Origin of the sequence: Zhongshania antarctica, assembly GCF_014202945.1 — a bacterium.
In the GTDB taxonomy this organism is placed as follows: domain Bacteria; phylum Pseudomonadota; class Gammaproteobacteria; order Pseudomonadales; family Spongiibacteraceae; genus Spongiibacter; species Spongiibacter antarcticus.
Window position 1 is genome coordinate 108,050 of the sequence record NZ_JACHHW010000002.1, and the last position, 19,133, is coordinate 127,182.

A 19,133-nucleotide genomic window follows, 5' to 3' on the forward strand; every position below is an offset into this window, starting at 1 on the left:
GCCGGATCACATTACCATCATTAATCACTCAACACCGGAGAAGCAATATGATTGCAGCCCCAGAACGTAAAGTCGTCATTGTTGACGCAGCTCGCACGGCAATAGGTAATTTCAATGGGGCACTGTCGGCCGTCCCCGCCCATGTCCTCGGTGCCACGGTAATAAAAGCGCTGCTTAGCCGCTCCGGTATTAGTGCCGAGCAGATTGACGAAGTGATTTTAGGTCAAGTGCTTACTGCCGGTGCGGGCCAGAATCCTGCTCGGCAAGCCGTTATTGCCGCTGGCCTTCCAGAAACCTGCCCAGCGATGACAATCAATAAGGTTTGCGGCAGTGGTTTAAAAGCCGTGCACCTTGCCGCGCAAGCGATTCTCTGCGGCGACGCCGATATCGTGATTGCCGGTGGCCAAGAAAATATGAGCCTATCGCCACATGTCTTGCCTAAATCCCGCGACGGCCAAAAAATGGGCAACTGGGTTTTGAAAGACAGCATGATCGAAGACGGTTTGTGGGACGCTTTCAACGATTATCACATGGGCGTTACCGCCGAAAATGTCGCTAAAAAATACGATATTAGCCGCGACCAACAAGATCAGTTTGCTGCCGCCTCCCAAGAAAAAGCGCAACAGGCAATCGCCAATAATAAATTTGACGACGAGATTGTGGCCGTCGAAATTCCCCAGCGCCGCGGCGACCCTATCCGCTTTACTGCGGATGAATTTCCGCGCAAAGGCACCACCGCTGAATCGCTAAGCAAGCTGCGTCCAGCATTTGAAAAAGACGGTAGCGTTACCGCCGGCAATGCCTCAGGCCTAAATGATGGCGCTGCGGCGCTACTGATCATGAGCGAGCAAAAAGCGCAGGAACTCGGACTAAGCCCCCTCGCAACTATTGCTGGTTATGCAAGCGCTGGTGTCGATCCTGCGATTATGGGCACTGGCCCCGTGCCCGCATCAAAAAAATGCCTCGCCAAAGCGGGCTGGGCTATTAGCGAGCTGGACCTCGTGGAGTCCAACGAAGCCTTCTCAGCACAATCCTTGGGGGTAAACTGCGAACTAGGATGGGATACCAGCATTATTAATGTTAATGGCGGCGCAATCGCGCTAGGTCACCCGATTGGCGCTTCTGGAGCAAGAGTTCTGGTTACCCTGCTCCATGAAATGAAACGCCGAGACGCCAAGAAAGGCTTGGCGACACTGTGTATTGGTGGCGGCCAAGGCGTAGCCATCGCGATTGAACGCTAAATTACAATTTGGCGTAAGTAAGCACTTCCCGTTTACTCTGAGCCCAAAGCTCAGGTGAAAAGAAGGGCTACACTACGCAGAAAACGTAAATCACCCTTGCCGCTATGGCATGGTGATTTACGTCTAAAATACCGGCAGCAGTTAACATCGCGCCATATTGAATGCTGTCGCTACTTAATTACCCCGAAATAAAATCAGGCCACATACTGGCAATGTATTCGAGGAATTGTTCGCTCAAGCCTTCTGCCAATAAATGCTCACGGCTCACCGGCGTGCGCTTGGGCATAAAGCTCGCATTATCGCGGAGTAAATGCGGATAGTTATGATGCAGCATGGCCGCCCGCCCAAGTAACGCAAAATCCAAGCCCTGCTCAAAGCAGTAGTAAACATCTTCAGGGCTATATACCTTGCCTGCCGCCCCCAACCGAATTTCGCCGCGATCGAGCTCGCAAAAATACGACAGCAAGCTACGCCCCTGGAAGGCAGCTTCTACGGGCTCTTTGAAAACATTCCACGCAGAGATGTCGAGAAAGTCGATTTCTTGCGCAGCAAACAATGCCTTTGCCGTACCCACCGCCTCTTCCAAAAGAATGCCGTGACGCTCGGGTGACAGCCGCACCCCAATTAAAAACTCCGCGCCACAACGCTTGCGGATACCGCTAATAATGTCGAACAACACCTTGCTGCGATTCTTCAAAGAACCGCCGTATTCATCGGTGCGGCGATTGAACTCTGCACTTAAAAATTGGCAAATAACATAGTTATGGGCCCCGTGGATTTCGATGCCGTCAAATCCCGCTTGCTTGGCGCGCTCTGCGCCGCGAATGAAGTCTTCAATTAAGCTCTGCACTTCACCATGACTCAGGCCTCTAGCGCCAAATTTCTCCGACGGTGAGGGTGCCACCGGCATATCACCGATCAACTCTCTGGGCGCACGAAACCCCGCGTGATGAAGCTGCACTACGGCAAGACTGCCCTGCGCCTTTATTTTTCCTGCCAATGTCGTCAGCCCCGGCAAATGCTCGTCACTAAAGATGCCAAGCTAGCCGGGAAAACCCTGCCCCAAGGGATTAACATGAGCAGCAGCCGTCATTGTTAAGCCGAAGCCTCCCTTGGCGCGCATTACCAGCCAATGAATTTCATGCTTGCTTAGGCGACCGTCCGCCTCGCTTTGAGTGTTCGTTAGCGGCGCCAACACCATCCTATTTGCCATCGCTTTACCGCAGGGGAAACTCAGTGCTTCAAACGCCTTTGTCATTCAATTCCTTCCTAATACTTAAGCAAAATCACATTATTCAAATACATGTCAGCAGACGTCTGCATGCGCGGCCACCAAAAACCACATCATACCGACTTACCGTGCCTGCGGGCGATATTCTCACCGCCAAAAAATTTACCTCAGGCGCTATCGCACACTATACTCAAAATAACGCAGGTCATCCCGCCAAGGGAGGCCCTATAGACGTCGAGAATGAAAGCTTGCGGCTCTACGCCACAACGAGTCTACTTCGCCCACGACGGTAAAATTCAAGAGAAAAGAGTAGTGCGTTAATGATATGGCTTACCCATCACACACTTGCCCGACGATTAATATCAATTTCCCTCGTCTTCTCTCTAGCGGCAATCCTCCTGGGCTTGGCACCGCTTTGGCTGCCGCTCTTTTGGGCATTAGGGCTCATGCTAAAAGCAGCCCATTCAAGCTTGCGCTGCCTTAGCTTTATTTGTCTATTCCTGCTTTGTGAAATAGTGGGGGTTTTAACTAGTGGGTGGCTATGGTTGCTACACGTGGTACTGCGCACGCCTCGACAGGCCTACCTACACGCGAATAGCACACTGCAATTTTGGTGGGCAGACACACTGCGCCGCGGTGCTGAAAAATTATTTCGACTGAATTTTGTTATTGAGAGTGAAAATGCCCTCGCGGGGCCTGCGGCTATTGTACTGCCTCGCCACACCAGCATTGGTGACACCATACTACCCGTCTCGTTTTATGCCAAAGCAAAGCAGCTAAGAGTGAGCTACGTGTTGAAGCGGGAGCTATTGCTAGACCCCTGTTTAGATATTGTCGGTAACCGCCTAGCCAATGTCTTTCTAAATCGCGTGGCCGAAGATATGGGGCCAGAGCTCGCTGAACTAGAAGCCCTCGCTGCCAGCGCCACCGACCAAGACAGCTTGGTTATTTATATGGAGGGCACTCGGTTTTCCAGCACAAAACGGCGCCGCGTTTTAAAATTGCTTGCTGACAAGGGCGATGACGAGGCACTGCATCGCGCGGAGGCCTGGCCTAACTTACTCCCCATAAGGCCAGCTGGCGCCCTGGCTTTAATGAAGGGCGCCCCAGACAAAGATCTTTTGTTTTTGGCTCACAGCGGGTTTGAGGGCTCGGCAAATTTCGCCAATCTTTTTAATGGCAGCTGGATGAACACCACTGTGCACCTGCGTTTTTGGCGAATTAAGGCAGCAGATATCCCCGCCGCCGAGCATGACCGCAGAGCATTGCTATTTAGTCAGTGGGATTTAATGCAGCAAGCCGTCGCAGAAATGCTTGCCGCAGAAAGTGATTAACAGGCGATAGCGCCGCCAAGAAGTCCGCTCGAGAAAACTAGCTGACCTTAGAAAACAACAAGTCCCATACCCCGTGACCCAATTGTTCACCCCGTTTTTCAAACTTGGTACTAGGGCGAAAATCAGGTTTAGGCGAATACTGCTGGGGGCCGGCGTCGTTTTGATAGCCTTGCGCAGCACTCATCACCGCCATCATATGCTCAGCATAGTTTTCCCAGTCAGTAGCGAGGTGAAGTACACCACCCATGTCTAATTTACTGCGCAACACCTGTACAAACTCAGCTTGAATTAAGCGTCGCTTTTGGTGACGCGCTTTATGCCAAGGATCCGGAAAATAAACTTGAATACGGCTGAGGCTATTGTCGGGAATACAGTGGGCGAGCACTTCAACCGCGTCATCGCAGTAAGCCCGCAAATTCACCAGCCCCGCTTGATCACTCAGGTACATTAGGCGACCAACACCAGGGGTATGCACCTCAATACCTACAAAGTTCAGCTCAGGCGCTTGGATTGCCATTTCGGCGAGGGAATCGCCCATACCAAAGCCAATCTCAAGCACCGTCGGTGCCTGACGACCAAATACCTCGGCAAAGTCCACGGGGCCGTTAGCGCGCTTTAAACCCAGCGTTTTAAAATTGATATCGTAGGCGCGTTTTTGACCGTCGGTCATCCGACCAGTGCGCAGTACAAAGCTTTTTATCCGACGACGCATCGGAGCCGCTTGTTCAGTCATTACATTGTTTTCCACGCTGAATAGGCCAAGCAGGCCCACGCTATTAAGAACATCAGACCACCAATGGGGGTTATGGCGCCAAGAATTTTAATTTCGGTGATCGCCAGCGCGTAGAGGCTACCGCTGAATACCAGCACACCGAGAAAGAACAAAACCGCCGCAATTCTCAGCGATAGGTGTTGCACACCACTGTGCATGAGCAAACCCACCACTAGCAGCGCCAAGCAATGATAGAAGTGGTATTGCACAGCGGTTTGATAGACTGCCATCATCTCAGCAGACAAACTTGCCTTAAGACCGTGGGCACCAAAGGCACCCAAAGCGACCGCGAAGAAGCCGAGTATTGCCGCCATAAAAAGCGCTAACGAAGCCATAGTGCCGTCCTGCCTGCATTTAAAGGCGCTATTGTACGGATGTAGACCGCGTTTCAAAAGCGTCATAGCTGGGCAAGGACTGAAACTGGCCGTAAATTAGGGCAAAAAACCGGAATTAATAAGAAATTAACACTGAAATACGAAAAAGCCCCGCTCTGCGGGGCTTTTAACGGTTTCGATACGGCAGTTATAGCGTTTAGGCATCCATCACCGCGCGTAGCTTTTTCATCGCCGCCTGTTCAAGCTGACGAATACGCTCAGCAGAGACACTGTAGCGAGCCGCCAAGTCATGCAAGGTAGCCTTATTGTCCGTCAGCCAGCGACTTTGAAGGATGTCGCGACTGCGCTCATCTAGGTCAGCCAAGGCTACACTCAGGTGCTGGTGATTGCTCTCTTCCTGATTGTCAGACTCTAATAACAGAGCCGGGTCAGCACTGCGATCTTCTAAATAATGCACGGGAGCAACCGGGCCACGCTCATCGTCGGTATCGGCGTCGAAACCAACATCAACTGAGCTTAGGCGACCTTCCATGCGGCGCACCTCTGCCACATCCACACCCAAGTCAGCGGCAACGGCGTTAACTTCGTCGTTACTGAGCCAAGAGAGCTCTTTCTTAGCACGACGCAGATTAAAGAACAGTTTGCGCTGAGCCTTGGTCGTGGCAATTTTAACAATGCGCCAGTTACGCAGCACGTATTCGTGAATTTCAGCTTTGATCCAATGCACGGCAAACGACACTAAGCGCACACCTTTTTCGGGGTCAAAGCGCTTAACGGCCTTCATGAGGCCAACATTACCCTCTTGAATCAGGTCCGCCTGAGGCAAACCGTAGCCGTTATAACTTTTAGCAATATGGACTACAAAGCGCAGATGGGACATAACCAACTGGCGGGCAGCTTCAACACTTTCATGGTAGAAGAGATCTTCGGCTAATTCACGTTCGCGTTCGGCGCTGAGCACCGGAATACGACCAACCGACTGAATATATGCAGAGAGATCGCCACCCGGTACAAGCTGTTGTATCGGCTGTAGATGGGTGCTCATTGCACTCCTCCTAAATACTTGGATAAAAAAACACTGGTGCTTATTAGAGTCCCAAACTAATCAAAGTTCAAGTCCCTGCGCTCAAAAGCTGATGATACGCAGGATAGCGCCCTAATTTTCACCAATACTAAGCCACCTAGTTCTTCACCACCTGCCATTGAAGTTGCTGCTAATCCAAGCCCGGTAAATGATGAGTTCCGCACTACATGCCATAACATGACTTACTAAAGTAAACACTTATTGCGGTTCGATCGCCCGCAATTCTCGCCCAACCACCAGCCAGGCCCCCAGCAATCCTAGGCTTCCAGCAAACAGCCATAACAATAAACTGTCGAGCACGCCCAAACCTAATAGCTGAAAATCACTTTGATACGACACCGACAATTCGGCAATTGGCGCCCGCAGCCATAACAGGCCACTTTGCACCAAGACCCACGCCGCCAGTCCGCCACTCAATCCATACCAAAAACCGGTGTACAGAAAGGGCCGACGTACAAAGGCATTGGTGCCGCCAACTAATTTTACGACCAAGATCTCACTGCGCCGACTTTCTATGGCTAATTTAATGGTATTGCCAATAATCAGCAATACACCTACCGCGAGCATCCCCGCCAGCGCGAGCGTTAGCCGACGCCCCAACTCGGTAATTTGATTTAAGCGCTGCAGCCACGCCATATCGAGCTTAGCGAGTTCAACTTCAGGCAACTTTGCCAAAGCTGCCTGAAGCTCAGTTACCGCAACCGCCGAGATATTGGCCTCGCGAGGAGTTACCACAACCAAGCCCGGCAGCGGGTTGCTGTCTAGTTGGTCAAGTACATCGCCAAAACCTGAACTGGCGCGAAATTCAACTAACGCGGCCTCCGGCGAGATATATTCGGCGCTCTGCACCCCGTCGCGGGTGGCAATGCTACGCCGCAGGTTTTCGGCCTGACTCGCTGTAACATTGGGCTTTAAAAACAAAGAGATGCGGGCAGCACCCTCCCAGCCACTGCTCACCGCCTCGATATTATTCAAACCAATATACAGGCTCGTCGGCAGCGCAAGTGCAATGGCAATGACCAAGCTGGTTAATAAGCTTGCCGCCGGACGACGTAATAGGCGCTGCAAGCTGTCCAGCGCAACTTGGCGATGATGGCTGCGGTAGCTGGCAAGACGATCACGCAAGCCGGTTTTGTGACGGCGCGCGCCCTTAACGTCTTTGCGGGCGGCGGGCGACTGCAATTGCCCCAAGCGCCGCTTATTAAGCTTATTCTGGGCCATTATCGGCCCCTCCTGCGGTAACGAGACGACCATTGCGCAGCGTGAGTAAGCGATAAGGCATTCGGGCAATCAACGCCAGGTCGTGGCTTGCAATTAATACCGTGACACCAACCTGCTTAAACTGCTCAAACAAATGCATAATTTCAGCTGAGAGCTGGGGATCAAGGTTACCGGTGGGCTCATCGGCCAGCAATAAGGCCGGTTTATTCACAACCGCCCGAGCAATACCCACCCGCTGCTGCTCGCCACCAGACAAGGTAACAGGATTTTTACGCTCTTTGTCGAGCAGGCCCACCTTGTCCAGCGCGGCGCGAACACGGCGGCCCACGTCACGATGGCCGTAGCCAGCAATAATCAGTGGTAACGCAACATTGTCGTATACGCTGCGATCAAATAATAATTGGTGGTTTTGGAATACCACGCCCACTTCCCGCCGCACTTCCGGAATATGACGCACCGCCAATTTTGATAAATTACGCCCGCCAACAATAACTTGTCCGGTGCTGGCGCGCTCCATCACCATAATTAGCTTCAGCAGAGTGCTTTTTCCGGCGCCACTATGGCCGGTTAAAAACCGCATTTCGCCACGGGGAATATGAAAACTAACATCGGTGAGTGCCTCATGACCGCCTTCGTAGCGTTTGCTGACTTGATCAAATTGAATCATTGCTGTTTTTGTGTCCAGCCAAATAAGGCGCCAACAAACTCTGAGGCGCGGAAGGGACGCAGGTCTAAAATACCTTCGCCTACCCCAATAAAGCGAATAGGTATGCCCAGCTGCTTGCTGATCGCAAACACAATACCGCCCTTGGCAGTACCGTCGAGCTTGGTCAAGGTCAGGCCGGTCACCCCGACTGCCTCCTGAAAATGCTTAGCTTGCGCTAAGGCATTTTGACCAGTTCCCGCATCTAGCACGAGCATGACTTCATGAGGCGCATCGGGATCGAGCTTCTTCAGCACACGCACCACCTTTTTCAGCTCCTCCATCAAATTGTCTTTATTGTGCAAACGGCCGGCGGTGTCCGCAATCAAAATATCGACTTTGCGCGACTTGGCAGCTTGCAGCGCATCGAATAACACCGAGGCGCTATCAGCGCCAGTGTGCTGGGCAATCACCGGCACCTCATTGCGCTCGCCCCACACCTGCAGTTGCTCTACTGCTGCCGCGCGGAAGGTATCTCCGGCCGCCAACATTACCGATCGACCACCGGCTTGAAATTGCTTGGCCAACTTACCAATCGTAGTGGTTTTACCCACACCGTTAACGCCAACCATAAGAATCACGTAAGGACCGGGGCCCTCGGGGATCACCAGTTCTTCCTCTGCCGCCGCCAGCAAGGTACTCAATTCTTCCTGCAGGGCAACGTAGAGCGTTTCAGGGTTATCCAATTCTTTACGAGAGACCCGCCGAGTAAGATTGCCAATAATCTCTTGGGTGGCATCCACGCCAACATCGGCCATAAGCAGATGGGTTTCAATCTCTTCGAGGAGTTCGTCGTCGATCTCTTTACGACCGAGGAAAAGATTGGCCATGCCCTCGCCTAACTGGGCGCCGGTCTTACTCAGTCCTTCGCGGAAACGCACCAGCAGTGAGGCCTGCTCTTCTGGCGTTAATTCTAGGTGTTGCCAAGGCGCGATTTCTTTATCGTCGATAAAGCCTTCCGCCGCCGCCAGCGCCGCTTGATCTTCTGCTGAGCCAACAAAAGACTCCTTAAAACGGGCGAATAAGCCCTTCTTGACTACGTCGGCGTCGGTCTCGGGCAGCTTTGAATTCTCTGTCATGCGAGTATTTATATTCCGGGTAAGGTTTACTGTGTAAATAAAAGCCGTATCCTACCATTTCTCTGAGTAACTGGCACCGGAAACACCATGCCCAAAACCCCTCGCAATTCAGGCCCCCAAACGACCACAAGCACCCGCCAACAAGGCAGCCTGAGAATCATCGGTGGCCAGTGGCGCAGCCGCAAGCTCGATTTTGAGGGCGCCGCTGGTCTGCGGCCGACCAGTGATCGTATACGCGAAACCCTGTTTAACTGGCTCAACCCCACTATTCACGGCGCCCGTTGCCTCGATTTATTTGCCGGCTCTGGGGCCTTGGGCCTGGAAGCGCTGTCGCGCTATGCCGCGCACTGCGATTTTGTCGACACCGACCGCAATAGCTGCCAGCAAATTCGCCAGCAGCTAGAGAATTTGCGCTGCCCCCACGCGACCGTGCACAGCAAAGAGGCCTTAGCGTTCCTGAATAAGAGCGCGCAAAGCTACAACATCATTTTCCTAGATCCGCCATTTCACTTGGATTTGCTCGCCCCCGTTATCGGCGCCTTAGCTAGTCATGCCCTTAAGCCCCACACCCAGATTTACATAGAAACCGCCAGCGACGAGGCACTACCCGCGCTACCCGCCAATTGGCAGATCGACAAAGAGAAAAAGGCAGGGCAGGTGGTTTACCGACTGATATCGGTTATGGAAGAACCGCCACTAGCTTGACGCGCTGGCAAAGCAAGTCGAGAATAGCCGAACTACCCCTACGCATTTGGCTGTAGCTACCTAGATGACACATAGGCGAACCAAGCATATTCAAATTATTTTGCTGTTACTGAGCTTACTGGCTCAGTCCTTTGCCTATGCCTATGCACCCTGCCCAGAACCGATGGATATGACTTCATCGTCTGCGCTAATGATGCCTGCCGATCACCGCAGCATGAACATGGTCCACGCCACGACAACACAAACACTAAGCGATACCAGTCACAACTGCTGCGACACCCAGCAAAGCGACTGCCCGAAAAGTAGCTGCGCCACCGCTGCACTACTGACTAACAGCAATGTAATTGGCATTCATTCAACATCTCTGACTCACGCCCAATTTAGCCTCCGGCACCCAAAACCCGCCCCACGCCCCAGCCTGTACCGCCCGCCCATATACAGCTAACACAGGACACTTGCGCCTATTTGTTGCGCTAACTTCTGTTAATCGACCAAGAGCACGGCAGCATCAACGCGTCTATATACCCGCCTTGGTTTATTGATTTAAAAGCTATGTTTATCGCGGAGCGATCATGACTATTTCTAAACTTAAAACCTATCTGTTTCTTTTTGTAATCGGTGCCTCAATAAGCACCTATAGCCACGGCGAAACTGCAGCTGCGACAACCCAGCTTGCACCTAGCACGGCATTATCAGTACACAAAAATCCCAACTGCGGCTGCTGTGGCGTCTGGATCGAGCATGCCCAGCAGCACGGTTTCACCACCACGGTTCAAAACCATGTAAACCTCAATATCCTAAAAGCGGAGCTTGGCATTCCCGTCGGGTTGCAAGCCTGCCACACCTCAGTCTCTAGCGACGGCTTTGTGTTTGAAGGCCATATCCCAGCTCGCTATATCACCCAGTTTTTAGCCGAAAAACCCAGCGGCGCCCGTGGCTTGATTGTCGCGAACATGCCCATGGGCAGCCCCGGTATGGACATGGGCCGCGGCTTTCAGCCCTACGACATTTTGCTGCTATTAGACAACGGCAACACCGAGGTTTACGCCACCATCAATAGCAAAGCGCAGCAGTAATGGGCAGCGCAAATCGACGTCGCCACCAAGTGGCGTTAGCTAGCCTGTGCCTGCTCATATCTGGCGCGGCGGTAGGCCTCAGCCTAGACCGCGCCATTCAGCTTGCCCAGGCCAACGATCCCTGGCAACAAGGCAGCCAGCTCAGGGAAAGTGCGCTGGCGGCCGAAGCAATTTCAGCATCTACCCTGCCCGACCCAATACTGAACTTTGGCGCCGCGAACTTACCGACCGACAGCTTCGATTTTCGACAGGAGGGCATGACGCAGGCCAGTATTGGTATTACTCAGCGGCTGCCGCGAGGTAATAGCCGCGAGCTCATGGGCAAGCAAAAGCGACAGCTAGGCCAGCAGCAAGCGATGCTACGCGCAGACCGCCAAGCCAAGGTGGTCGCTACCGTTAGCCAACTCTGGCTAGAGGGTTACCGCGCAGAGCAGAGCATGGCCTTAATTGAACGTACCCGCCCGCTCTTTGAACAATTGCTGACGCTGAGTCGCAGCAATTACGGCGCGGGGCTCGCCCGCGCCGGACAACAGGACATCATTGGCGCAGAACTCGCACTCAGCCGTCTGGATGATCGCGTACTCATGTTAAAACAACAGCGCGATAAGGCCCGTGATCAACTTGGCGAGTGGCTCGGCAGTGAAGTAATTACGGTGTTCAGCACCGGCACATCCCAGGGTATAAGCACTCGAGATATCAACGACCATCATGCAGCCTCCGCATTGCAGGCCCACCCGGCGATTCTGGCTATTGAACAAACAATTGCCGCCGCACAAAGCGACGTCGCCCTGCGCCAAGCGCAGTACAAGGCTGAGTGGGCCGTAAATGCGAAGTATGCACACCGAGCAGAAGACCCTCTGGGCAATGATCGCGCCGATTTATTTTCTGTCGGAGTGAGTGTCGACCTACCCCTGTTTACCGCCAAGCGCCAAGATCAAAACCTGAGCGCTACCCAAGCTCGCGCCGAGGCCAGCCGTACCGACAAGGCCTTGCTCCTACGCAAAATGATGGCCAGTTTAAAAGCTCAGTTCAACCGGCTTCAAGGCATTGACGAACGCCTAACACTTTATAGCAGCCGCTTATTACCCAAGGCCAACGAGCAAGTCCGCACCAGCCTCAATGCCTACCAAAATGATAAAGGTGATTTTAGGGAAGTAATACAAGCCCAGATTTACGCACTCAACGCCGACATTGACGCGCTCAACCTCAGCATCGACCGCAAGAAAACCAGAGCGACCATCGACTATCTACTCACCGGAGAACGCCATGAGTAGCAGTAAAAATATTTTGATTATCTCGGTCTGCAGCGGCCTTTTACTCGGTGCATTATTGGGCGTATATATTATTGCGCCGCAAACCACACCGCCAATAACAGGCAGTACGGAAAGCGACGCCCCGCCCGAACCACTGTACTGGGTCGCGCCCATGGACCCCGACTTTCGCCGCCCCGGCCCCGGTAAGTCGCCAATGGGTATGGACTTACTACCGGTCTACGCCGACAGCAGCGCCAACAACAGCAGCCCCGGCACCGTTAGCATTTCAGCTGATATTGTTAATAATTTAGGGGTGCGAACTGCACAAGCTCGCTACGGAAAATTCACCCAAACCATCAGGGCACCTGCAACTATTCAGTTTAATGAAGATCAACTTCAGCGTGTTCAGCCAAGGGTCGAGGGCTGGGTTCAAAAACTCTACGCCCACGCCGAGGGTGACGCTGTCACCGCAGGAACACCACTTTATACACTTTACTCACCAGCACTGGTCACCGCCCAGGAAGAGTTCCTGCTGGCACTAAAGCGCAACAATCACGAACTCATCATGGGCGCCGAACAACGCTTAATTAGCTTAGAGATAGACCCTTCAATTATTCAAAAAATTAAGGAAACTCGCACAGCCCTGCGCAGCATTACTATCTTGGCGCCGCGCACCGGCGTGCTCAGCGAACTCAATATTCGCGAAGGCGATTACGTTATGCCCGGCAAGGCCATTGCCACCATCGCCACCTTGGATTCAATGTGGGTGATAGCCGACATTATTGGCGGCCAAGGCAGCAGCGTTACCATTGGCGACCATGCCAGCGTGAGCATTGACGGTATTCCCAATCGCACTTGGTCTGCCACCGTAGATTATATCTATCCAACGCTGGACGAGATTAATCGTAGCCAACGACTTCGCCTAAAGCTCGACAACAATGAGCGCATACTCAAACCCAATATGTTTGCCCACGTTAATTTAACGCAAAAGGCTAAAACCAACAGCGTTATCATCCCCAAAGAAGCTGTAATTCGTAGCGAAAGCCAAGACCGCGTGATACTCGCTTTAGGCAGTGGCCGCTTCAAAGCCATCGCCGTCAGTGCAGGACAATTCAATAACCGCGAGGCCGAAATCATTCACGGTGTCGAGGCCGACGACGAGGTGGTTGTTTCTGCGCAATTTTTATTAGATTCGGAATCCAGCAAGGATTCTGATTTTATACGCATGAATCACAGCAGCGCGCCTTCGACTAAGGTTGCACCATGATTAGCCGCATTATTTACTGGTCGGTAGCGAATCGCTTTTTCATCCTACTCGCCACCGCAGTTTTAGTTGGTGCAGGTCTTTACGCCGTTAAAACCACCCCAGTCGACGCTATTCCCGACCTATCTGATGTTCAGGTCATCATTAAAACCAGCTACCCAGGCCAAGCCCCGCAAGTGGTCGAAGATCAAGTCACTTACCCCCTCTCCAGCGCTATGCTCGCGGTACCCGGCGCGGTGACCGTGCGGGGCTTTTCCTTTTTTGGCGATTCCTATGTCTATATTATTTTTGATGAGGACACCGACCCCTATTGGGCACGCAGCCGGGTACTCGAATACCTAAGCCAAGTCAGCCCAAACTTACCCGCCACCGCGAGGCCGCAACTCGGACCCGACGCCACCGGTGTTGGCTGGGTCTATCTTTACGCATTGACCGACCCGACTGGCCAGCACGATATCAGTCAGCTGCGCAGCCTGCAGGATTGGTTTTTAAAATACGAATTACAAACTGTAGCCGGGGTCTCTGAGGTCGCCACGATTGGGGGCATGGTTAAGCAGTATCAGGTAGAAGTAGACCCGCATAAATTACGCGCCTACAACATCCCCCTCGCCCATATTCAAATGGCGATTCAGCGCGGCAATCAAGAAGTCGGCGCCTCAGTGATCGAAATGAGCGAGGCCGAGTATATTATTCGCGCCAGCGGTTATATCCGCAGTGTCGACGACCTCGGCAATATTCCACTAGGCCAATCTGTAAACGGCTCGCCGCTGCTACTCAAGCATGTTGCCAACATACACCTTGGCCCGCGAATGCGCAGGGGCATTGCCGAACTCAATGGCGAGGGGGAAACCGTCGGTGGCGTAATAGTCATGCGCTTCGGCGAAAATGCCCAGAAAACCATCGCTGGGGTAAAGGCCAAGCTTGAGACATTAAAAAGTGGCCTGCCAGCCGGTGTAGAAATCGTTACCGTGCATGACCGGTCGGCCCTCATCGAGCGCTCGGTGAAAAACTTGACCCACAAGCTGCTTGAAGAATTAATCATGGTCGCCGTGATCTGCATAGTATTTTTAATGCATGTGCGTTCAGCATTAGTGGCCATCATCAGCTTGCCTGTGGCTATTTTAGCCGCCTTTATCGTGATGAAAGTGCAGGGAATCAACGCCAACATCATGTCCTTGGGGGGGATTGCCATTGCCATTGGCGCGATGATTGACGGTGCCATTGTCATGATCGAAAACATGCATAAGCATATTCAAGATACCCCCCTCACCCCAGTAAATCGCTGGCAGATTGTAAGCCAATCCGCCTCAGAAGTTGGTCCAGCGCTTTTCTTTAGCCTGCTAATTATTACGGTGAGCTTTGTACCGGTGTTTACCCTAGAGGCCCAGGAAGGCCGAATGTTCTCGCCACTGGCCTACACCAAAACCTATGCAATGGCCGCGTCGGCAATCCTGGCGATTACCTTGGTGCCGGTGTTAATGGGCTATTTTATTCGCGGCAAGATTTTAGCCGAAAATAAGAACCCTATTAACCGCGCGTTAATCGCCGGTTATATTCCAGTGTTGCGCCAAGTACTACGACACCCCAAGAAGACCCTGAGCGTTGCATTCATTACCTGCGCGATTAGCCTATGGCCCATTAGCCAGATTGGCAGCGAATTTATGCCGTCCCTCGACGAGGGCGACCTGATGTATATGCCCACCACCTACCCCGGCATTTCTATCGGTAAGGCGCGGGAGCTGCTACAGCAAACCGACAAGCTCATTCGCACGGTACCCGAAGTGAAAACCGTGTTCGGCAAAATTGGCCGCGCCGACACCGCAACCGATCCCGCCCCGCTCACCATGATAGAAACCTATATTCAGTTTCATCCCCAGAGTGAGTGGCGGCCGGGCTTAAGCAAAGACGACTTACGCGCCGAACTCGATCGGGTAGTTCAGCTACCCGGCGTAACGAACAATTGGGTTATGCCAATAAAAACCCGTATTAATATGTTGGCCACCGGCATTAAGACCCCAGTCGGGGTTAAAGTTTCTGGGCCAGATTTACAAACTATTCAGGATATTGGTCAGCGCCTTGAAACCTTACTGCAAGACCTACCAGGCACCACCTCGGTGTATTCCGAAAGAGTCGCCGGAGGCCGCTATCTGAGCATCGATATCCAGCGCGAACAGGCCGCTCGTTACGGATTAAATATTGCCGATATCCAACAGATTATCAGCACCGCCATTGGCGGTATGAATATTGGCCAAACCGTGGAGGGCCGAGAACGCTACCCCATTAATTTACGCTACCCCCAAGCGTACCGAGACTCTCCCGAGCAAATAGCCCTGCTCCCCATCATCACCCCAGGTGGCCAATACATTGCCCTTGGTGACGTCGCGACTATTGCAATCGAAAACGGACCACCCGGCATTAAAAGTGAAAATGCGCGTATCAATGGCTGGACCTATATCGACGTAAACAATGTGGATGTTGGCAGCTATGTCGCCAGTGCCCAGCAGCGGCTTAAAGATCAATTGGTGCTACCAGCGGGCTATGCACTGACTTGGGCTGGCCAATACGAATACATGGCGCGCGCCAAAGCGAAACTCAGTTATGTAGCGCCACTGACCTTGGCCATTATCATAATACTGCTGTACCTCAATTTCCGAAGGATGACCGAGGTCGCAATTATTCTGGCAAGTCTGCCGTTGGCCTTGGTTGGCAGTGTGTGGCTAATGTACTTATTGGGCTATAACTTTTCGGTCGCCAGCGGTGTCGGCTTTATCGCCCTTGCTGGCGTTGCCATAGAAATTGGTGTGCTGATGCTGGTGTATTTAAATCAAGCATGGCAAGGCTCAGCCAGCGCAGGTATCAATGATGAGGACTTAAGATCCCTGATTATTCGTGGCGCCGGTCTGCGCGTTAGACCTATCATAATGACCGCAGGCGCCACTATCGCGGGTCTACTACCGATTTTGTCGAGCAGCGGCACCGGTTCCGAGGTTATGAGTCGGCTGGCGGCGCCGATGGTCGGCGGCATGATTAGCGCGGTGATATTAACCCTGCTGGTGATACCCGCCATTTATTATTTGTGGCGAAAGTCAGCTTAAAATTAACGTGGGGCAAACCGCTAAGGTAATTTGCTAACCGTAACGTCGACTTCGCCTTCGCAGCTGTTGTTCTGGAGAATTAACAGGCTTGCGTTAGCCGCTGAGATTACTGTCGCACCACTGACTTCTATTTTATAGCCATTAGGATAATGGAGCTTGGGCACGTAAATTTCGGTGTCGGCATTGGCTGGGCGAATTTGGTAGCGATAATGAAAATCAGCGCTGATGGTATTAAAGGACAACTCCAGAGGAATACCCGCTGTCGCCTGAGGGTAGCCACGCTCTAATTCTTTAAGTTTATCGCGCTTTGCCGTACTCAGATCTCGGTCATCGGTAAACAAACCCTGGGCGCCGCTTTCCTGTGATTGGGTAGTAGGATCATTCCAATTCTTGTAAGCCCAATATTGCCATCCGGTTAAATGGCTGTCGGCCAAATTCGCCACCCTATTTAAGAGCACTGGATCATCGCTCGCACCAAACTCGGTCACCAGTTCCACCGCGCCAATTCTTTCACTTGTGATTCGCGCCTGTTCAAAGACCTTGGCCTCGAAGTCTTCACAGGTATCGGGCAGCAGATCTGGAATAGGTAGACCGAGATCCGCAGCCTGCAAAAATGCGGTCAAAGGGCAGTAATTATGAACCGAATACCCGAGCTGAGACTCCCCCGCAATTGGTGTAAAACCGGTCGGTGTGCCAGTGCCACCCGCCAACAACTGCGGTTCAATCCACACCATATTTTTGCTGTCAACACCGCGAATAGCAGAGATCGCCTGCTCAAAAAACGGTTGAATTTCGCGATCAGATGCTGGGCAACCCAGCTCCGGCACAATACAACTCGCCCACTCTAAGCCGGCCCAAGGTTCGTTCAGCAAGTCGTAACCCATCGAATATTTTTGCTCGCCCCATTTACTGGCCACCGCCTGCCAGGCTGCACTAAATCCCTGCCAAATCTGGCCTTGCTCGGACCATAAATTATCGAAAGCTTCCGAGACCTGAGGCGTGAAATAATTAAAGGGGAAGCCTAATGCGGGCGAGCCCAAAACTGTGGTTGTTAGACCACTGGGAATGCCCCACTCTGGGACACCTTCGCCCTGATATAGCTCACCGAGCATATCCTGATGAAAATCGAAAAGTATCCAAATACCCCGCTCAGCAAGCAACTGCACAACGCGATCCCACGCCGTGAGATAGCTTTGATCGATTTGCCCCGGCGCATCGGGCGAGACACCAATCCACAAAGTACCAATACGCGCGGTATTAAAACCATGTTCCACAAGCCAGTCAGCATCAGCGGCAGTAAAACCGTCAAGACTATTTGGCGGGAAATACGGCGTCAGCTTCCAAACGAGGTTTACGCCGTGACTAATAACCACTCGATTGTAGTGATCGACCAACCAACGGCCGTCACGCTGCAAACGCGGCACAGCATCTGGACTTTGCGCTGGCGCCGCGCAGGCATTGCTATTATCACTCACTGGTATCGGCGCAGACCGGCCATTGCTCTTGCAGCTCGGCAGGACTGCCGCAAGTATAAGCACCGTGATGAGTACGAAAAACAATCGCGCTTTATTATTCATGCATGCAATCCATTTGCCCGCGATAGCCCCGACGTGGCAGGGGCTGATTTAATATACTGATATTACATACACCCAGCGCACGTTGACGCGGTACAGTTCACACTAAATCGGCACGCTGACGATAAAGATTCATTACAAATACCGGCAACGCCAGCAGCGGCAGTGTGCCGGGAATATAGAAGCCATAAACCACGAGTGCCTCTAGGGCCGTTTCTGGCGTAACAAGTCGCCTACCAATAAACAAGGCATTGATTATCGGCCCAATAATATTCGCATAACAGCCCAAGACTAAGACGATTCGGGCCACGTCAATGAGCGCGCCGCGCAAATTGAGACGCAGCCAAATACCGGCCACGGCCAAGACTAGCAAGCCATTGATGATCCCTTCCATATGGGCAAATCGCCACGCGCCGTAGCTTGAATCGCTAGTGTCCACCGTGGCAGCAGCGTAGGCAAAACCGATGCCCGACAGCAAACCTAGAAATAGAATAATAAAACCGTGCATTGCCAAACGACGCTGCTGATCCTGCGCCAAAGGTGAGTCCAACATAGTCGATCCCTTGTTCAATCAGTTGTAAGTGAGCAGATAAATACAGGAATATCGCGATCAGTCCGAGCTTGATACTGGTCAAAATCGGGATATAAACTCAGCAGATGGGGCCACAGTTTACGCTTTTCCTCTGCGCTGGCCTGACGCGCGAGATAATGCTGGGTCGTGCCGCCAACCATAATATCGATCTTGGGGTTAGCGGCGATATTGAAATACCACAGCGGGTGTTTCTCCATTCCGCCTTGCGAGGCAACCAGCAGTTTTTTGTCATCCCAAGGGAGGTGGATCAAGGCTATTTCCCGACGTTCGCCGGATCGCTTACCCGTCATGCCAACGATACAAATTGGAAAGCCACCGGGGAAATGCTTCATTAAGCGACCGCTACTTGTCTTGTATACCCAGACATTAAAGCGGGTGAAATACTTCATCACGCGCTGGACAGTAGCCTGCCATTTAACTGGGATAGCGTCGATTTCGTCGCGACGGGTTTTGACGTAATCAAATTTGTTCGTCATTTTATTATTCTCAATCTTGAGTTTGGCACTGCCCACACCAATCTACCACTTAAGGACCCAGCTGCCAGTTGCAAAAAAGGCCATGCGCTAGTGCATTT

The 19,133-nt window shown here is 52.4% G+C and carries 17 protein-coding genes and 1 pseudogene; 8 read left to right on the forward strand and 10 right to left on the reverse strand.

Annotation, left to right across the window (positions count from 1 at the left end):
* Positions 1 to 47: 47 nt before the first annotated feature.
* Positions 48 to 1,241, forward strand: a complete 1,194-nt coding sequence (locus HNQ57_RS03355; protein WP_184461217.1) for an acetyl-CoA C-acetyltransferase — start codon at positions 48 to 50, stop codon at positions 1,239 to 1,241.
* Positions 1,242 to 1,419: 178 nt separating this feature from the next.
* Here HNQ57_RS03355 and HNQ57_RS03360 read toward each other — a convergent pair.
* Positions 1,420 to 2,499: pseudogene (locus HNQ57_RS03360) on the reverse strand (NADH:flavin oxidoreductase).
* Between the two features lie 527 nt (positions 2,500 to 3,026).
* Here HNQ57_RS03360 and HNQ57_RS03365 point away from each other — a divergent pair.
* A complete protein-coding gene (locus HNQ57_RS03365) occupies positions 3,027 to 3,806 on the forward strand; it encodes a 1-acyl-sn-glycerol-3-phosphate acyltransferase (RefSeq protein ID WP_184461218.1) in 780 nt (259 codons plus the stop codon).
* Positions 3,807 to 3,843: 37 nt separating this feature from the next.
* Here HNQ57_RS03365 and trmB read toward each other — a convergent pair whose 3' ends face one another.
* The 6 genes from trmB to ftsY form a co-directional block, all read right to left on the reverse strand.
* Complete coding sequence (gene trmB, locus HNQ57_RS03370; protein ID WP_184461219.1) at positions 3,844 to 4,539, reverse strand: tRNA (guanosine(46)-N7)-methyltransferase TrmB; 696 nt, start codon at positions 4,537 to 4,539, stop codon at positions 3,844 to 3,846.
* Positions 4,539 to 4,913, reverse strand: a complete 375-nt coding sequence (locus tag HNQ57_RS03375; protein ID WP_184461220.1) for a DUF423 domain-containing protein — start codon at positions 4,911 to 4,913, stop codon at positions 4,539 to 4,541. The genes trmB and HNQ57_RS03375 overlap by 1 nt, the downstream gene beginning before the upstream one ends.
* A 196-nt stretch (positions 4,914 to 5,109) precedes the next feature.
* Entirely contained in the window at positions 5,110 to 5,958 is an 849-nt protein-coding gene (rpoH, locus tag HNQ57_RS03380) for an RNA polymerase sigma factor RpoH (RefSeq protein ID WP_184461221.1), read from the reverse strand.
* 237 nt (positions 5,959 to 6,195) lie between these two features.
* Complete coding sequence (gene ftsX / locus HNQ57_RS03385; RefSeq protein ID WP_184461222.1) at positions 6,196 to 7,218, reverse strand: permease-like cell division protein FtsX; 1,023 nt, start codon at positions 7,216 to 7,218, stop codon at positions 6,196 to 6,198.
* Entirely contained in the window at positions 7,205 to 7,885 is a 681-nt protein-coding gene (ftsE, locus tag HNQ57_RS03390; protein WP_008252272.1) for a cell division ATP-binding protein FtsE, read from the reverse strand. Before ftsE ends, ftsX begins: the two co-directional genes overlap by 14 nt.
* Positions 7,882 to 9,000, reverse strand: coding sequence for a signal recognition particle-docking protein FtsY (gene ftsY, locus HNQ57_RS03395; protein ID WP_184461223.1), 1,119 nt, complete (start codon positions 8,998 to 9,000; stop codon positions 7,882 to 7,884). Before ftsY ends, ftsE begins: the two co-directional genes overlap by 4 nt.
* A gap of 87 nt (positions 9,001 to 9,087) precedes the next feature.
* On the opposite strand from ftsY, the gene rsmD reads away from it, so the two are divergent.
* From rsmD to HNQ57_RS03425, 6 genes are all read left to right on the forward strand, one after another.
* The gene (gene rsmD, locus HNQ57_RS03400) at positions 9,088 to 9,705 is read left to right on the forward strand and encodes a 16S rRNA (guanine(966)-N(2))-methyltransferase RsmD (RefSeq protein ID WP_184461224.1); all 618 of its coding nucleotides are present in this window, start codon (positions 9,088 to 9,090) and stop codon (positions 9,703 to 9,705) included.
* A 64-nt stretch (positions 9,706 to 9,769) separates the two neighbouring features.
* Positions 9,770 to 10,150 (forward strand): hypothetical protein, encoded by a 381-nt coding sequence (locus tag HNQ57_RS03405; protein ID WP_184461225.1) that lies wholly within the window; start codon positions 9,770 to 9,772, stop codon positions 10,148 to 10,150.
* 127 nt (positions 10,151 to 10,277) lie between these two features.
* Positions 10,278 to 10,781 (forward strand): DUF411 domain-containing protein, encoded by a 504-nt coding sequence (locus HNQ57_RS03410; RefSeq protein ID WP_184461226.1) that lies wholly within the window; start codon positions 10,278 to 10,280, stop codon positions 10,779 to 10,781.
* A complete protein-coding gene (locus HNQ57_RS03415) occupies positions 10,781 to 12,055 on the forward strand; it encodes a TolC family protein (protein ID WP_184461227.1) in 1,275 nt (424 codons plus the stop codon). The genes HNQ57_RS03410 and HNQ57_RS03415 overlap by 1 nt, the downstream gene beginning before the upstream one ends.
* Entirely contained in the window at positions 12,048 to 13,301 is a 1,254-nt protein-coding gene (locus tag HNQ57_RS03420; protein ID WP_184461228.1) for an efflux RND transporter periplasmic adaptor subunit, read from the forward strand. The genes HNQ57_RS03415 and HNQ57_RS03420 overlap by 8 nt, the downstream gene beginning before the upstream one ends.
* A complete protein-coding gene (locus HNQ57_RS03425; RefSeq protein WP_184461229.1) occupies positions 13,298 to 16,393 on the forward strand; it encodes an efflux RND transporter permease subunit in 3,096 nt (1,031 codons plus the stop codon). Before HNQ57_RS03420 ends, HNQ57_RS03425 begins: the two co-directional genes overlap by 4 nt.
* A gap of 20 nt (positions 16,394 to 16,413) precedes the next feature.
* Here the strand turns inward: HNQ57_RS03425 and HNQ57_RS03430 are convergent, their stop codons facing one another.
* From HNQ57_RS03430 to HNQ57_RS03440, 3 genes are all read right to left on the reverse strand, one after another.
* Positions 16,414 to 17,970 (reverse strand): cellulase family glycosylhydrolase, encoded by a 1,557-nt coding sequence (locus tag HNQ57_RS03430; protein ID WP_184461230.1) that lies wholly within the window; start codon positions 17,968 to 17,970, stop codon positions 16,414 to 16,416.
* A gap of 97 nt (positions 17,971 to 18,067) precedes the next feature.
* Positions 18,068 to 18,520, reverse strand: coding sequence for a styrene oxide isomerase (locus HNQ57_RS03435; protein WP_184461231.1), 453 nt, complete (start codon positions 18,518 to 18,520; stop codon positions 18,068 to 18,070).
* Between the two features lie 14 nt (positions 18,521 to 18,534).
* Complete coding sequence (locus HNQ57_RS03440; protein WP_184461232.1) at positions 18,535 to 19,035, reverse strand: nitroreductase family deazaflavin-dependent oxidoreductase; 501 nt, start codon at positions 19,033 to 19,035, stop codon at positions 18,535 to 18,537.
* Positions 19,036 to 19,133: the final 98 nt, after the last annotated feature.

Coding starts and splice junctions, on each gene's coding strand:
- HNQ57_RS03355 (WP_184461217.1), top strand. CDS start 48: ATGATTGCAGCCCCAGAACGTAAAGTCGTCATTGTTGACGCAGCTCGC.
- trmB (WP_184461219.1), bottom strand. CDS start 4,539: ATGACTGAACAAGCGGCTCCGATGCGTCGTCGGATAAAAAGCTTTGTA.
- HNQ57_RS03375 (WP_184461220.1), bottom strand. CDS start 4,913: ATGGCTTCGTTAGCGCTTTTTATGGCGGCAATACTCGGCTTCTTCGCG.
- rpoH (WP_184461221.1), bottom strand. CDS start 5,958: ATGAGCACCCATCTACAGCCGATACAACAGCTTGTACCGGGTGGCGAT.
- ftsX (WP_184461222.1), bottom strand. CDS start 7,218: ATGGCCCAGAATAAGCTTAATAAGCGGCGCTTGGGGCAATTGCAGTCG.
- ftsE (WP_008252272.1), bottom strand. CDS start 7,885: ATGATTCAATTTGATCAAGTCAGCAAACGCTACGAAGGCGGTCATGAG.
- ftsY (WP_184461223.1), bottom strand. CDS start 9,000: ATGACAGAGAATTCAAAGCTGCCCGAGACCGACGCCGACGTAGTCAAG.
- rsmD (WP_184461224.1), top strand. CDS start 9,088: ATGCCCAAAACCCCTCGCAATTCAGGCCCCCAAACGACCACAAGCACC.
- HNQ57_RS03405 (WP_184461225.1), top strand. CDS start 9,770: ATGACACATAGGCGAACCAAGCATATTCAAATTATTTTGCTGTTACTG.
- HNQ57_RS03410 (WP_184461226.1), top strand. CDS start 10,278: ATGACTATTTCTAAACTTAAAACCTATCTGTTTCTTTTTGTAATCGGT.
- HNQ57_RS03415 (WP_184461227.1), top strand. CDS start 10,781: ATGGGCAGCGCAAATCGACGTCGCCACCAAGTGGCGTTAGCTAGCCTG.
- HNQ57_RS03420 (WP_184461228.1), top strand. CDS start 12,048: ATGAGTAGCAGTAAAAATATTTTGATTATCTCGGTCTGCAGCGGCCTT.
- HNQ57_RS03425 (WP_184461229.1), top strand. CDS start 13,298: ATGATTAGCCGCATTATTTACTGGTCGGTAGCGAATCGCTTTTTCATC.
- HNQ57_RS03430 (WP_184461230.1), bottom strand. CDS start 17,970: ATGAATAATAAAGCGCGATTGTTTTTCGTACTCATCACGGTGCTTATA.
- HNQ57_RS03435 (WP_184461231.1), bottom strand. CDS start 18,520: ATGTTGGACTCACCTTTGGCGCAGGATCAGCAGCGTCGTTTGGCAATG.
- HNQ57_RS03440 (WP_184461232.1), bottom strand. CDS start 19,035: ATGACGAACAAATTTGATTACGTCAAAACCCGTCGCGACGAAATCGAC.